Origin of the sequence: Flavobacterium sp. TSSA_36, assembly GCF_051547165.1 — a bacterium.
Lineage (GTDB): Bacteria > Bacteroidota > Bacteroidia > Flavobacteriales > Flavobacteriaceae > Flavobacterium.
The window spans coordinates 176,236-190,583 of the sequence record NZ_JBPTTP010000001.1 but is presented as its reverse complement, the minus strand read 5'-3'; the positions used below and the strand labels follow the sequence as shown (position 1 = coordinate 190,583).

At 36.4% G+C, this 14,348-nt stretch carries 13 protein-coding genes; 8 read left to right on the top strand and 5 right to left on the bottom strand.

The window, feature by feature from the left end; genetic code table 11:
* Nucleotides 1–27: 27 nt before the first annotated feature.
* Together ACSVH7_RS00855 and ACSVH7_RS00850 are read right to left on the bottom strand one after the other, a co-directional pair.
* Nucleotides 28–2,730, bottom strand: coding sequence for a carboxypeptidase-like regulatory domain-containing protein (locus ACSVH7_RS00855; protein WP_438064808.1), 2,703 nt, complete (start codon nt 2,728–2,730; stop codon nt 28–30).
* A gap of 194 nt (nt 2,731–2,924) precedes the next feature.
* Nucleotides 2,925–3,836, bottom strand: a complete 912-nt coding sequence (locus ACSVH7_RS00850) for a GLPGLI family protein (protein ID WP_159687821.1) — start codon at nt 3,834–3,836, stop codon at nt 2,925–2,927.
* A gap of 111 nt (nt 3,837–3,947) precedes the next feature.
* Between ACSVH7_RS00850 and ACSVH7_RS00845 the strand changes: the two genes are divergently transcribed.
* Both ACSVH7_RS00845 and ACSVH7_RS00840 read left to right on the top strand, forming a co-directional pair.
* Complete coding sequence (locus ACSVH7_RS00845) at nt 3,948–4,748, top strand: hypothetical protein (protein ID WP_438064807.1); 801 nt, start codon at nt 3,948–3,950, stop codon at nt 4,746–4,748.
* Nucleotides 4,748–5,362 (top strand): deoxynucleoside kinase, encoded by a 615-nt coding sequence (locus ACSVH7_RS00840; protein WP_438064806.1) that lies wholly within the window; start codon nt 4,748–4,750, stop codon nt 5,360–5,362. The genes ACSVH7_RS00845 and ACSVH7_RS00840 overlap by 1 nt, the downstream gene beginning before the upstream one ends.
* A 68-nt stretch (nt 5,363–5,430) precedes the next feature.
* Here ACSVH7_RS00840 and ACSVH7_RS00835 read toward each other — a convergent pair whose 3' ends face one another.
* On the bottom strand, nt 5,431–6,021 hold the full coding sequence (locus tag ACSVH7_RS00835) for a thymidine kinase (RefSeq protein WP_438064805.1): 591 nt from the start codon (nt 6,019–6,021) through the stop codon (nt 5,431–5,433).
* A 102-nt stretch (nt 6,022–6,123) separates the two neighbouring features.
* Between ACSVH7_RS00835 and ACSVH7_RS00830 the strand changes: the two genes are divergently transcribed.
* The 6 genes from ACSVH7_RS00830 (at nt 6,124) to ACSVH7_RS00805 (ending at nt 12,733) form a co-directional block, all read left to right on the top strand.
* On the top strand, nt 6,124–7,008 hold the full coding sequence (locus ACSVH7_RS00830) for a hypothetical protein (RefSeq protein WP_438064804.1): 885 nt from the start codon (nt 6,124–6,126) through the stop codon (nt 7,006–7,008).
* An 87-nt stretch (nt 7,009–7,095) separates the two neighbouring features.
* A complete protein-coding gene (gene rsmI, locus ACSVH7_RS00825) occupies nt 7,096–7,809 on the top strand; it encodes a 16S rRNA (cytidine(1402)-2'-O)-methyltransferase (RefSeq protein ID WP_438064803.1) in 714 nt (237 codons plus the stop codon).
* A 10-nt stretch (nt 7,810–7,819) separates the two neighbouring features.
* Nucleotides 7,820–8,170 carry a HopJ type III effector protein gene (locus tag ACSVH7_RS00820; RefSeq protein ID WP_438064802.1) on the top strand — a complete coding sequence of 117 codons (351 nt, stop codon included), beginning with the start codon at nt 7,820–7,822 and terminating at the stop codon, nt 8,168–8,170.
* A gap of 116 nt (nt 8,171–8,286) precedes the next feature.
* Nucleotides 8,287–9,477 (top strand): ATP-binding protein, encoded by a 1,191-nt coding sequence (locus ACSVH7_RS00815; protein WP_438064801.1) that lies wholly within the window; start codon nt 8,287–8,289, stop codon nt 9,475–9,477.
* 293 nt (nt 9,478–9,770) lie between these two features.
* A complete protein-coding gene (recJ, locus tag ACSVH7_RS00810; RefSeq protein WP_438064800.1) occupies nt 9,771–11,462 on the top strand; it encodes a single-stranded-DNA-specific exonuclease RecJ in 1,692 nt (563 codons plus the stop codon).
* A 2-nt stretch (nt 11,463–11,464) separates the two neighbouring features.
* Entirely contained in the window at nt 11,465–12,733 is a 1,269-nt protein-coding gene (locus ACSVH7_RS00805) for an MFS transporter (protein WP_438064799.1), read from the top strand.
* A gap of 10 nt (nt 12,734–12,743) precedes the next feature.
* Here ACSVH7_RS00805 and ACSVH7_RS00800 read toward each other — a convergent pair whose 3' ends face one another.
* Together ACSVH7_RS00800 and ACSVH7_RS00795 are read right to left on the bottom strand one after the other, a co-directional pair.
* Nucleotides 12,744–13,427, bottom strand: coding sequence for a GNAT family N-acetyltransferase (locus ACSVH7_RS00800; protein WP_438064798.1), 684 nt, complete (start codon nt 13,425–13,427; stop codon nt 12,744–12,746).
* 11 nt (nt 13,428–13,438) lie between these two features.
* Nucleotides 13,439–14,191: a UDP-2,3-diacylglucosamine diphosphatase gene (locus ACSVH7_RS00795; protein WP_438064797.1), complete on the bottom strand. Its 753-nt coding sequence runs from the start codon at nt 14,189–14,191 to the stop codon at nt 13,439–13,441.
* Nucleotides 14,192–14,348: the final 157 nt, after the last annotated feature.

Sequence of the window (14,348 nt, the reverse complement as noted above, 5' to 3'; positions counted from 1 at the left end):
TTGTAAGGGATAGCTGGAAATAGCTCCTTATAAATTATACTTCACAGAAAAAATCAAATAGCGTGGCTGAACGGTGTACTGAGAGGTCCTTGTAGCAAACTGCGAAAAACTATCGTCGTTGAGTGAGGTAGTATTCAATAAATTCGTGCCGCTGATTTTATACTCTAATTTGCTGTTCTTCTTTTGGTATATCAAACTCGCATTCAAGAAATCATATTCATTATTCACCGTTTTGTCATTGTTGTAATAATGATAAAACTCATACTCGGCTACAAATGAAAAACTGTCTAAGAAATAGTAATCTAACTTGGCAAAAGGACGATCGGTATAAAAAGTATTATTGTTATAGTCATTGATTACCCTATTGTATCCTACTTCTAGGTTGGGTAAGCTCTTGTAATTGGTAGAAGCTCTCAAAGTATAACTTTGTGTAAAACTCTCATTAGCGATAGTTACATTGTTCTGCTTGTTATTGAATTTCGACCAATTCAAATTAGTATCAAAAGAAGCTTTGTAATTTTTCAAAAACGAACGTCCATAAGAAGCACGTCCCGAAATGGTTTCATCGGTAAAAGGTGAGTTAAAAGGCCTTGACGTTTGATTCACCCCATCAAAAGTAGCATCTGTTTTAATGGCATCTACCGTTTTGGTGTAATTCACAAAAGCGGTAATGTTTTCCATATTGAACATATTGTACTTGAAGTAACGCAACGAATGTTGTTGTGCCGTAGCATTTTCTAGTGCTCTGAAACCGCGAGTTAAACTATTGTAGTTCGAAAAAACATAACCTTCCACCAATCTGTTGATATCGGTAAAATTGTTGGTATACGAGAAATTATAAGTCAAAGTCTCGGCTTTTTTGATTTGGTAAATTGCCACAAAATCAGGTAAGGCTCTGAAGAATTTCTGACTGAATTCGGTTCCTAATTGCGCATTGGTCATGTTGTAACTGTGCAAACTTACTCCCGGCGTAAACGTAAATTTACCCGTGAGCATCTTATAATGCAATCCTAAAAAGACATCATTAAAACGATAATCTACATCGTTGGTATTTTCAGAAGCGTTCAAATCGTTTACTGTGCCATTATCCAAAACCTGAAAAATAGAGGAATTAAAATTTTGATACGAATACGTATTGCCTAAAGTCAAATTGATATTGCTTTTAGGAGTTAACATATAATAATAATCTAACTTAGCATCGAGTTTGTTTGTTTTTACAAATCGGGTTTGGTTGATGTCGTTTCTATTTTGACCTGGTTGATAGCCACTTAAAGTAAAAGGTTGCGATTGCAAATTGGCATTGTAAAACGGATCTTCTTCTTGATATAAATTTTGCATTTCAACCGCAAAAACATTTTTTTCATTCAAAGTAAAATACGCACTCAAATTCTGATTTACCGAAACAGGATCTTGCTTTTTGAGCGTAGCAATAGCTTCCGTAGCCGAACTATTTTGCACTATCGATTCACGAAGCAACGAAGTGTTTTCATCTTGTTTGGACAACTTGGTCAACACATCATAATCCAACTGAAAATTGGTCGACGGCTTGTAGGTTGTACTCAGCTTGAATAAACCCAAATTACTGTTTTGATGCGCCACTTCTTTGCGGTTTTCGGTAGAGGCAACTTCTGATGAATTTGGTTTCAAGATATTATTTTGAGAAATGGTTTCTAAATCGGTAATCGAAGAAGAAACAATCCCAAAACCACTAAAACTCCAAGCTTTATTTACATTGTACGAGAAATTAGTTGCGCCAAACTTCGTATCAATTTCTTTGGCTCTGTTATTCCTTGCCAAAGCAATCCCCAAATCATTAGAAGAAACGTTAAAACTAGAACCACCTTTAGCCGACAATCCACGAAATCCACCGGTAAATTTAAAGTAATCCTGAATCGTCAAAGGTAATTCGCCTATGTTATTAAAATTCGAAATCAAATTTACACTGTACTTTGGGCTGTAATAAAACAATTTCGGATTAATCACATACCTGCTTTCTTTATGCGCCACGCCAACACCCGCGTTGATATCTCCAAACCAAAAGTTCTTCTTCCCAGATTTCAATTTAATATTCATTCCAATATTATCTTGATTGTTTTCCACTCCTTTTAGAATCGAGTTTTCGTTGAAATTACGCAATACTTGTATTTTGTCAATCGCATCGGCAGGGATATTTTTTACCCCCAATTTGGTATCTCCATCAAAAAAGTCTTTTCCTTCCACCATCAATTTGGTTACTTTTTTACCTTCTACTTCAATCTCTCCATCAGCATTGACTTCAACACCAGGTAATTTTTTCAGAACATCTTCGAGTTTTCTTTCGGTTCCCGATTTAAACGAATCGGCATTATACACAATCGTGTCGCCTTTAATAGAAACCGGCATTTCTCGAACAATTTCCACCCCATCCAGTTCAATACCACCGGCGTCTAGAGCAATGTTTTTGACCAAATTAGTGGTAGCCGTAGTCACTTCGACCTCTTTATTTTGCATCCCCAAAAAACTTACTTTGATTACATAAGTCGTATTGGGTTTCAAATTCAAATTGAATTTCCCTTTGTCATTCGTTATGGCATAGGCATCCATCGCTTTGGTGGTTTTATTCACCGCCATTACGTTCGCCATTTCAAGTCCTACATTTTTAGTGTCGGTAATCAAACCATCGAGTTTAATGGTTTGGGCAAAAGATACAATAGAAAAAAGAAAAAGAGCAATTCCAAGCAATGCTTTCATACAATGGTTATTGAATGTGTTAGTTGTAGTATTATTTTGGAGCAGCAACAATGGGCATTTTGAGCCAGCAAAGTCCCGTCGTCCGCTATATCTTTGCCTTTTGTAAAGAAAAAAGGCAAAGGATGCCGCTACCACCGGGGCTAGAAGGCAGTATTATTTTGTTTTTGTTGTTATTTTTAAACTGACGAGAAGTGTTAACCTCCTATTCTCATTCTAAATCCGCCATTATTTCCGCCTCTTCCACGATTCATCTCACGGAATTCCTCCATTTTTTTGATCACCGTTTCGTCAAAATCTTTTTGATTGATTACTTTACCATTAGTGGCTGGTTTTATAGCTGCTTTCTCTTTTGGATTCAAAACCACTTTAGAACACAAAATCACGGTTTTGCCATCGTTAACTTCCAAAATCAAACCAGGTAATCCCCAATACCCTTCAGGTCCTTGATTTACTGGGATTTCTGGAGTGTACCAAGCTGTTATCGTAACTTCTTTGGGGATATCTAATTCATCCATAAAGCTGGTTTTCTTTGGTTCGCCCGCTTTCTCAGTGGCATCTTTTTTAGTCTCGTCTTTTTTCTCGTCTCTTGGTCTAAAATTTCTAAAATCGGTTTTACTAACCGGACGAACAGCTGTCGCTTTGTAGCAATTGTAACCGCCAATTACTCTCGTTTCACCTTCCATTTTCCATTTTAAGTTGGTAAGCGTATCTTTAACCAAGAACTCTTTTCCCATAAATTCTTTATCGACTGTATAACTTTTATCTTTTACATTTTTGTAATACGTTCCACCTCCGCCAGTCATAGAAGCCATCATTCGCATTCCGCCGCCGCCATCTTGTCCTGGAGCATCTAATTTCTCTTCTTCTTTGTAAATTGACGCCGATTTATCAAAATTCAGAATGAATGTTTTTTCAAACATTTTTTTCATTCGGTCCTCGATATTTTTCATCATTTCGGGCGTAATGTTTTTATTTCCTTCCATTCTGGTCTTAAAATCAGCGGTACTCGTTTTAGATTCATACACTGCCATCCCTTGAAATTCCTGAGCTCTAAGCCCAATACTACTCAATACAAGCGCCGTCAAAAGCAAAATAATTTTATACATAGTTTCCAAATTTTTCAATAAGACGAGATTCAAATTCATTTGTTACAGCATTAGTTTATAAATAACTATAGACTTAAGAAAAATGAAAAGGTTTAATTGTAAATTAGCGAAATGAAGAAGTATTTGATGTTTTTAATAGCATTTTCGTTTTTAACCCAATGCTACTCCCAAATCAAAGGGATTCCAATGCAAGCAATGGAAGTCGCTCCCAAAACAGTCACGTTTTTGGCTTGCGACGCCTTTGAGTATGTTTACACAATAGAAAATAACGTTTTCAAGAAAAGCAAAGGCTCTGAAAACTGGGAATACAAAAACGTGACATTAGGAAAAATTACCAAAGTTGACCTTCAAAATCCACTCAAAATAGTGTTGTTTTATGAGGATTTCAACACCGTAATCCTATTAGACAACCAACTCAACGAAAGTCAAAAAATTAATTTTTCGGAGCACCCTACGCCAATCAATGCTACGGCAGTGGGTATTGCTTCTCAAAACCAATTGTGGGTCTACAACAACCTCAACCAACAAATTGGATTGTATGACTATCTCAAAAACGAGTACAAAGCCATAAGTACGCCGCTGTCGGGGAAAATCAAAAACTACAGCACAGACTTCAATTCCTTTATCTGGATGGATGACAATGGAGAAGGTTACTCTTGTTCGCTATTTGGCGCCATCGAGAATTTAGGAAAATTTCCAAATGCGGACCAACTACAAATCATCAGCTCCAATCAAATACTTTATAATGTAGGCCAAAAAATAACGCTATTGAGCCGACAAAAAGACAAAATATGGATCCATATTCCGCTTCAAATCCCTGAAAAAAGGTTTGAAAAATTCTATTACTTAGCCCAAAATTTAGCTATTTTTACCACCGAAGGAATTTATAATTTTAAAATCATACTACCGTAATGCATATAGCAGTAGCAGGAAACATAGGCTCAGGAAAAACAACCTTAACACAATTATTGTCGAAACATTTCAAATGGGAGCCGCATTATGAAGATGTAGTAGATAATCCTTATTTAGACGATTTTTATCACCAAATGGAACGCTGGTCTTTTAACCTGCAAATTTATTTCTTGAACAGCCGTTTTCGCCAAGTGATGCAAATTCGGGAAAGCGGCAAAAAAATCATTCAAGACCGCACCATTTACGAGGATGCGCACATTTTTGCGCCCAACTTGCACGCGATGGGATTAATGACCAATCGAGATTTTCAAAATTATACTTCTTTATTTGAATTGATGGAAACGATGGTGCAACCTCCTGATTTGTTGATTTATTTAAGAAGTTCTATTCCTAATTTGGTGGGTCAGATACACAAACGCGGGCGCGAATATGAAAACTCTATTTCTATCGATTATTTGAGCCGTTTGAACGAACGTTACGAAGCGTGGATTCAAAGTTATACGAAAGGAAAGCTTTTGGTAATTGATGTTGATAATATCAATTTTGTCGATAATCCTGAAGACTTGGGGAATATTATCAACCGCATAGATGCAGAACTCAACGGATTGTTTTAGATCACAGATGGTGAAGATAGTCAATAGTTATATCTAATAAAAAAGCTTTGCGATGCAAAGCTTTTTTATTATTTTTCCTTTGACTCATGCATCGCATGATAATAGGCGGCACGACTCAAAGGTTCATATTCTTCTGTTTCTCCCAGCATGACCAATTTGTCATTGTCTGTTTTTCGGAAACTATAATTGGCTAAATTACCTGTCCGAGTACACACCGCATGTACTTTGGTTACATACTCCGCAGTAGCCATCAAAGCAGGCATCGGACCAAAAGGATTTCCTTTGAAATCCATATCTAAACCCGCTACGATCACGCGAATACCTTGATTGGCTAAATCATTACAAACAGCAACAATTTCATCGTCAAAAAATTGAGCTTCGTCAATACCAACAACGTCACAGCCTTGCGCAAAAAGCATGATGTTAGCCGCTGCGGGAACCGGCGTAGAACGAATTTCATTCTCGTCGTGAGACACTACCATTTCCTCATGATAACGCGTATCAATGGACGGCTTAAAAATTTCTATTTTCTGCTTGGCAAACTGCGCTCGTTTTAAGCGACGAATGAGTTCTTCTGTTTTACCCGAAAACATGGAGCCACAAATGACTTCGATCCAACCAAATTGTTCTTTATGATTTACTGTATTTTCGAGAAACATTTTGTATTTTTCTACCTTTAAAAATGAATAGTTTTTATTACTTTGTATCGGCACAAATTTATTAAAAAAGACACACCCTATTCATTATAAATTCCAAAAGTTATGAAAAAAAGATTGGAGGCTGATTTAGTTAGCATTGCACACAGAATTCTACAACTTAAAAACAAATCGGATGTGAATGTGCTGTTCTTAGAAACCCAAAAACTATACGAAAAACTGGCGATTTTAAAGTTTGTCGAAGAAAACTTAGGGGAAAGTAAACCTACTATCGGGCAAGCTTCCCTTGAAGCTGAAATAGAAAAAGCTTTTGATTTATCCGAAATCAAAACCGTAATGGAACCGATAGAAGTAAGAGTAGACGCTGTTGATGAAAACGAAGCTGTCGTTACAGAAGCGATTGCTCTTGAGGAAGACATTCTAGAGAAAATTGCTCCTGAAGCTAGTCTTTTTGAATCTTTAAATCCTGTTCCAGATGTAATCCTTGGGGAAGTAGCTACTCCAGAAGCGTTTGTTCCTTTATTTGAAGCAATAGCTGTCACACCAGAAAAAATAGAAATTGAAAATCCAAATGAAATAGTCCCTAAAAAAGAGGTGGTGCAAATTTCATTTGAAGATTTGCTTGGAGGAAGTTTTGCCGATGCGCAATTTGTAAAAAAAGAGCATGCAGAAATCGCAAAAGCCACCATCGCTTTCGATAAAGTAGCGACTCTAACCGAAGAGAAGGAAATCAAATCAAAATCGCTAAACGATAAATTAAGCAAAGGAATTTCAATTGACCTGAATGATCGCATTGGTTTTGTAAAACATCTTTTTGGAAATAGCAATGAAGATTACAACCGTGTGTTGAGTCAGTTGAATAGCTTTAATAATTTCTATGAAACCAAATCGTTTATTGATGAAATGATAAAGCCTGAGTACAACAATTGGGAAGGCAAAGACGATTATGCTAATCGTTTTATGGAAATGGTAGAGAAAAAATTCTTGTAGACCACCTTTTTAGTAATCATTTCAGCAAGCAATCATCAAACACGAACTTCGTTTTAGAACGGATTTCGTGTTTTAACTTTTTAAACTATGTCTAAACTATATATTGTACCTACTCCAATTGGCAACCTCGAAGATATGACGTTTCGAGCGATACGCATTCTTAAAGAAGCCGATTTGATTTTGGCCGAAGACACCCGAACCAGTGGCAAATTGCTAAAGCATTTTGAGATTAGCACGCACATGCACAGCCATCACATGCACAATGAACACAAAACCATCGAAAACATAATTAGTCGATTGCAAGGAGGAGAAACCATCGCTTTGATTTCGGATGCTGGAACACCAGCCATCTCAGATCCAGGTTTTTTGATCACTAGAGCTTGTATTGAAAATGGTATTGCCGTAGAATGTCTGCCTGGTGCAACCGCATTTGTACCTGCTTTAGTCAATAGTGGATTGCCTAATGACAAATTTGTATTTGAGGGTTTCTTACCTGATAAAAAAGGCAGACAAACCCGCTATTTGGCTTTGGCCGAAGAAACCAGAACGATGATTCTTTATGTTTCTCCTCACAAATTAGTAAAGACTTTAAGTGAATTTATTACTTATTTTGGTGAAGACCGTCCTGTTTGTGTATCGAGAGAATTATCTAAAATGCATGAAGAAAATGTTCGCGGAACGGTAAAAGAAGTACTAACGCACTTTGAAAAAACCGCACCAAGAGGCGAAATCGTAGTGGTGGTTGGTGGAAAACCGATAACCAAAGAAAACAAAAAAAGTAAATTTACAGAAGAACCATAAAATCGAAAATATGAGCCTAACTGCCTTTTTAGAAAAAGTAAAAAACACCCCAAACGCGATTACCTTTCAAGAAACTATTGCTGTTATTGAAGCCAATTATGATTTTGAACCAACAGCCTTCGAAAACGGCTTACAACATAATGCCGCAAACGAGAATAACGGCTCTTGCAAATTGTTTGCTTTTGCTGAATTACAGCAGTTGTCTCCAGAAGCTACATTAGCTTGTTTTGGGGCTTATTATACTGAAGATGTCTTGAAAAATCCAGAAGGCACAGACCATCAAAACATTCGTAATTTTATGAAAACGGGCTGGGATGGTATTGCTTTTTATGGAGAGCCTTTGATATTGAAACAACAATAATTGTTATTTACAGATAACATTTATTATAAAAATTGTTATTTGTAGATAACAAAAATAACAAATAATGTTATTTACAAATAACAATTTTTATATATTTGTTTCTTAAAAAGCATAAAATGGAAAATCTTTTATTAGAATTTCAGCAAAAAATAGCCCGAACTTCTTTGGATTTTCAGCGGTATTTGATAGATGAAATCGATTGGAACAATCAATTGATTGCCATAAAAGGCGCAAGAGGTTCAGGAAAAACTACACTATTATTACAACATATAAAAAAACATTTGAATGTAAAAACTACATTATTTGTGAGTTTGGATCATTTGTTTTTTATCGAAAATACGGTAATTGATTTAGCAAAAAATTTTTCAAAGATTGGAGGAACACATTTATTACTAGATGAAGTACACAAATATACCAATTGGTCGAGAGAGTTAAAACTAATTTATGATGATGTTCCAGAATTAAAAGTGGTGTTTACCTCCTCCTCTATGCTTGAAATCTACAAGTCAGAATCGGATTTAAGCAGACGAGCGGTGAGTTATGATTTGAAAGAAATGTCGTTTCGGGAATTCATTGTTTTTGAAACGGGAATTGACTTACAATCGCTGGATTTTACTACTATCATAGAAAATCATACTGAAATTGCGAGTAGCCTTTTGCAACAAATAAAACCTATTCCATTATTTTTGAAATATTTAGAGTTTGGCGCATACCCTTACTATAAAGAAAACAGTAAGTTGTACCATCAAAAACTGATTAACACGATCAATTTAATTATCGAAATTGACATCAATGCAGTAGACCATATTAGCTACGAATTGATTGTTAAACTCAAAAAACTGCTTTTTGCTATCGCTACAAGTGCTCCATTTACACCAAATATCACTAAATTGAGCGAGAGAATTGGCGCATCGAGAGCGGTTTTAATTCAAGCTATAAAACAATTAGAACGAGCCGGTTTGGTCAACGAACTGTACCGCCCAACTAAAGGAATTGGCGCACTTACAAAACCCGAAAAATTATTTTTGAACAATACGAATTTGATGTATGCCTTAGCGAAGGAAAACGTAAATGTGGGCAATTTAAGAGAAACCTTTTTTGTAAATCAATTTAAAAATTTGGCAGTTATTCATTTAGCCGATCAAGGTGACTTTTTGATTGATGAAAAGTATACTTTTGAGATTGGTGGAAAAAACAAAAAACAAATTCAGATTCAAAATATTGACAACAGCTTTATTGCAAAGGATAATATTGAAATTGGTGCGGGAAATGTGATTCCGGTTTGGCTTTTTGGGTTTCTGTATTAAATAGAATAAAGAAAATAGCATAAAGAGGTAAGACTTATTCAGAAGCTATTTTGCTCAGAAAATGTACCAATAAATAGTTGTAGTTACTTAAAAAGCACATTTAAAATGCCAACAAAAAGGCAATTTGTGGCTCTTTAACCCCGATAGTAGCGGTATCCTTTGTTTTTTTCCTTAAAAAAAAAACAAAGATATAGCGGATAGCGGGACCCGTGTTTCCTGAAAAAACCTTTTGCTTTGGTTCCTAAAAAAATAAAGTATACGCCTAATTAACAAGTTATAAAACCCAAAACAGCATGCGTTGGACACTCAAACCCAAACCCGAAGAAGAAAAAATAAATGAATTAGCGACTGCCTTACAAGTTTCTGGAACGATTGCTTCATTATTACTGCAAAGAGGCATCACTTCATTTGAGGAAGCCCGACAATTTTTTCGTCCCTCATTAAACGATTTGCATGACCCGTATTTGATGAAAGATATGGATAAAGCGGTGGCAAGACTTGAAAAAGCGATAGAAAACGAGGAAAATATTTTGGTTTTTGGAGATTATGATGTGGATGGAACAACGGCAGTTTCTTTGGTTTCGGGCTATTTGAAAAGTTTTTATTCTAATGTTGCGACATATATTCCAGATCGTTATAATGAAGGCTACGGAGTATCGTTTAAAGGTATTGATTTTGCAGATGACAACGGATTTTCGCTAATTATAGCGCTAGATTGTGGCATAAAATCTATAGATCACGTGGCGTATGCCAAAGAAAAGAATATCGATTTTATCATTGGCGACCACCACCGTCCTGGTGACAACTTACCTGATGCCGTAGCGATTTTGGACCCGAAACGAGAAGATTGCCACTATCCGTATGATGAATTGTGTGGTTGTGGCATTGGTTTTAAACTCATTCAAGCGCTGGCAGCAAACCGCAACCAAACCATTGATGATTTGATTCCGTATCTTGACTTGGTCGCCACTGCCATTGGTGCCGATATAGTGCCGATGACTGGAGAGAATAGGGTGTTAGCATATTTTGGACTGCAAGTAATTAATAGCGATCCTCGTCCAGGAATTAAGGCGATGACCCATCTACTCAAGAAAAAAACGCTCGATATAACGGATGTCGTTTTTATTATAGCGCCGAGAATCAACGCTGCGGGTCGCATCAAACACGGGAATCATGCGGTGGAATTGTTAACCGAATTTGATTTTGAACAGGCGCAACAGTTTGCTTCAGAAATTGAAATCTATAATCAGGAGCGCAAAGGCTTGGACCAACAAATTACAAAAGAAGCATTGCTCCAAATTGAAGAAAATGGAGAACAAAACCGATTTACTTCGGTAGTTTTTCAAGAAACTTGGCACAAAGGTGTGATTGGGATTGTGGCTTCTCGATTGATAGAAACCTATTATCGTCCCACCTTGGTGTTTACCAAAAGTGGCGATAAATATGCCGCTTCGGCCCGCTCAGTAAGAGGATTTGATGTGTACAATGCACTCGAAGCTTGTGGGGAACATTTGGAACAATTTGGAGGTCATATGTATGCGGCCGGAATGACTTTAAAGCCTGAAAATTATGTCGCTTTTAAGGAAGCTTTTGAAAAAGTTGTTCAAGAAACCATTGCCCCCGAATTACTACAACTCGAACTTTCTATAGATGCTGTTGTTCATTTTGAAGAAATAACCCCTAAATTTACACGCATTCTAAAACAATTTGAGCCTTGTGGCCCTCAAAACATGACGCCTATTTTTGTTTCCAACAATGTCTTTGATACTGGTTACGGGAAGCCTATGGGAAAAGAAGAAGAGCATCTGAAACTTTTTGTGCGCCAAAATAATTCAGAAGGAATTCCAGCCATTGGTTTTGGATTAGGAAACAAACATGAAATAGTAAAAAACAAACAACCGTTCGAGGCAGCTTATTGTATTGACGAAAACGAATGGAATGACAAAATAGAATTACAATTGCGATTGAAAGACATTAGAAACTAAAAATGAAAACAAAAAACGACCCTTATCAAGCCCTTCGCTATAAAGAATTTAATATTTTTTTACTTATCCGATTCGCTATGGTTTTTGCATGGTCCATGCAGTTTATTATCATTGAATGGGAGGTATATAGAGTAACAAAAAGCGCTTTGTCATTGGGGATTATTGGCTTAATGGAAATTATTCCGGCGGTTGCCATGGCTCTGTTTGCGGGTCATATCGTGGATCAAAATGAAAAAAAAGGCATGCTCATTAAATGTATTTTTGGCTTTCTTTTTATAAGTTCAGGATTGTTTTGCTTAACATTACCCTCCCTTTCTGCACATTTCCAAACAACGACCCTACTCTATCTTATTTACTTTTTTGTTTTTCTAGGTGGTATTGTACGTTCTTTTTTAGGACCAACGATTTTCTCGCTTTTAGCCTTAATCGTACCCAAACAAGCTTATTCTAATGCCGCTACTTGGAGTAGTTCGGTTTGGCAAGTGGGTTCGGTTATTGGTCCTGCGGTTGCAGGGTTTTCGATTACTTTCATAGGAGTACATTGGTCATTAGCACTAGTGGTAGCTTTTGCTTTTGCGGCTTTAATAGGTCTTACATTCATTGAAAAGAAACCCATTTTAAATCCAAAAATTGGCGAACCTGTTTTAGAAAGTCTAAAAGAAGGAGTGAAATTTGTATTCAATAACAAAATGATTCTTGGAGCCTTGACCTTAGATATGACCGCTGTTTTGTTTGGTGGAGCAGTAGCGCTATTGCCTATTTTCGCATTGGATATTTTGCAAGTCGGCCCACAAGGTTTTGGTGTTTTAAGAGCGGCCCCAGCGGTAGGTGCAATTCTAACCATGCTTTTCACCGCTTATGTTCCAGTAAATAAAAATGCTGGAATGAAATTGCTAACCGCTATTTTCTTATTTGGTGTTTGCATCATCATTTTTGGACTTTCTACTATCTTCTGGATTTCGTTATTGGCCTTGTTCTTTAGTGGCGTTGTTGATGGTATTTCGATGGTGATTCGTTCCACTATTTTACAACTCAAAACGCCAGATCATATGCGTGGAAGAGTAGCTTCGGTTAATTCAATTTTTGTAGGTTCTTCCAATGAATTAGGCGCTTTTGAAAGTGGTTTAACTGCCAAATTAATGGGGACCGTTCCTGCGGTAGTTTTTGGAGGATGTATGACGTTGTTGATAGTTCTCGGGATGGGTACATTCATGCCTTCTTTCCGAAAATTAGATTTACAAAAAGATTTAGAGGAAATTGAAAAGGCATAAAACAGAAAACCTATTTTTTGACCAAATGCCAAATACTTATTTTTTTTCGAGTAGAAAATCCCAAAGATTCGTATACGTGAATAGCGGCAGCGTTTTGATCCGAAACATGTAAAAAAGGAATTTTATTTTGATCAAAAATGGCGTTTGCAGTATGTGTTACTAACTGTTTTGCATAGCCTTTTCCGGTGTGATTTGGATGCGTAATTACAGCACTAACTTCTATAAAATCGTTCGTTTGCATGCGCTCACCAGTTACTGCTACTAACTGGTTTTGCTTATAAATCCCATAATAATTTCCCATAGCTGCTGTTTGAGGTTTGAAATACTCTGGATAAACCAAACGCACCAAACCCAACAAATCGTCCAACTTTTCAGGACCTAGCTTGATGATAGTTTCAGTAATAGGATGCTTAATTCTAGTCGTTAGGATCATTTGACGACAAAGTAATTCACCTTTATTTTCTATACTTGACGGGACTTCAGGTAAGCTGCCAAAAATGTAAAAAGAAGAAGTAATTTGGGCATACTGCTCTAAGATAGAAGCTGCATTTTCAAAAGAAGAAAAGTCTCCAAAAGGACAGTATTCAGGAAGATAAAAATGCCCATTTTGAAAATTCAATCCATACTGGCTATGGCATTCTTTGACGGAATTCCCAACAGGATAATCTAATGTATCAAAATCTATTGGCTCCATATCACTTTAATTTAGTTGAATGTTTTGACCTCAAAAGTTTCACCATCAAAAACGCCGTATGTAAAATAAGTAATCCAATCGCCTAGATTGACGTATTCAGCGTTTTCACCAACGGTATATTTCATAGGCAAATGGCGGTGTCCAAAAACTAAATAATTGTAATGCTTGGTTTCTAGTTTTCGTTTGGCATATTGAATTAACCACTCGTTGTCTTCGCCTAAAAAAGTAACATCTTCCGCTCCAGAAATTAATTTGTTTTTTACTGAAAGATATTGTGCTAGTCCAACTCCAAGATCAGGATGCAACCAACGAAACAACCATTTTGAGAATGGATTCGTAAACACTTTTTTCATGCGTTTGTATCCCAAATCGCCTGGTCCTTTTCCGTCTCCATGTCCAATCAAAAAAGTTTTTCCATGAAAAGTATATTCTTGATTGTCATGAAAAACCGGAATATTCAGTTCTTTTTCAAAGTAATCGTTCATCCATAAATCATGATTCCCGACGAAAAAATAAATCGGAATACCGCTATCGCGAATCTCGGCCAATTTACCTAAAACGCGAACAAATCCTTTGGGAACCACGGTTTTGTATTCAAACCAAAAATCGAATAAATCACCCAATAAAAAAATAGCTTCGGCATCTTTCTTTACTTCGTCTAGCCAAGCTACAAATTTTTGTTCTCTAGGAAAACTCAACTCAGGCGTAGGCGCACCAAAATGCTGATCAGAAGCGAAATATATTTTTTTGGAGATTGAAGTCATGCAATTTAATTTGGAATTTGGTCCAGAAACGTTAGGTTAAATTGTTTTTTACCACATAGAATCATAGAATTTGTAGTTTTTTAAGAGAAAAAATAGACATTTTACTATTCACATAGTTCATCTATTGTGGAAAATAGAACTATTTCTGTTTTTTCTA

What these genes read in the sequence shown, in the direction of transcription:
- ACSVH7_RS00855 (WP_438064808.1), bottom strand. Translation starts at nt 2,730, where the DNA reads ATGAAAGCATTGCTTGGAATTGCTCTTTTTCTTTTTTCTATTGTATCT.
- ACSVH7_RS00850 (WP_159687821.1), bottom strand. Translation starts at nt 3,836, where the DNA reads ATGTATAAAATTATTTTGCTTTTGACGGCGCTTGTATTGAGTAGTATT.
- ACSVH7_RS00845 (WP_438064807.1), top strand. Translation starts at nt 3,948, where the DNA reads ATGAAGAAGTATTTGATGTTTTTAATAGCATTTTCGTTTTTAACCCAA.
- ACSVH7_RS00840 (WP_438064806.1), top strand. Translation starts at nt 4,748, where the DNA reads ATGCATATAGCAGTAGCAGGAAACATAGGCTCAGGAAAAACAACCTTA.
- ACSVH7_RS00835 (WP_438064805.1), bottom strand. Translation starts at nt 6,021, where the DNA reads ATGTTTCTCGAAAATACAGTAAATCATAAAGAACAATTTGGTTGGATC.
- ACSVH7_RS00830 (WP_438064804.1), top strand. Translation starts at nt 6,124, where the DNA reads ATGAAAAAAAGATTGGAGGCTGATTTAGTTAGCATTGCACACAGAATT.
- rsmI (WP_438064803.1), top strand. Translation starts at nt 7,096, where the DNA reads ATGTCTAAACTATATATTGTACCTACTCCAATTGGCAACCTCGAAGAT.
- ACSVH7_RS00820 (WP_438064802.1), top strand. Translation starts at nt 7,820, where the DNA reads ATGAGCCTAACTGCCTTTTTAGAAAAAGTAAAAAACACCCCAAACGCG.
- ACSVH7_RS00815 (WP_438064801.1), top strand. Translation starts at nt 8,287, where the DNA reads ATGGAAAATCTTTTATTAGAATTTCAGCAAAAAATAGCCCGAACTTCT.
- recJ (WP_438064800.1), top strand. Translation starts at nt 9,771, where the DNA reads ATGCGTTGGACACTCAAACCCAAACCCGAAGAAGAAAAAATAAATGAA.
- ACSVH7_RS00805 (WP_438064799.1), top strand. Translation starts at nt 11,465, where the DNA reads ATGAAAACAAAAAACGACCCTTATCAAGCCCTTCGCTATAAAGAATTT.
- ACSVH7_RS00800 (WP_438064798.1), bottom strand. Translation starts at nt 13,427, where the DNA reads ATGGAGCCAATAGATTTTGATACATTAGATTATCCTGTTGGGAATTCC.
- ACSVH7_RS00795 (WP_438064797.1), bottom strand. Translation starts at nt 14,191, where the DNA reads ATGACTTCAATCTCCAAAAAAATATATTTCGCTTCTGATCAGCATTTT.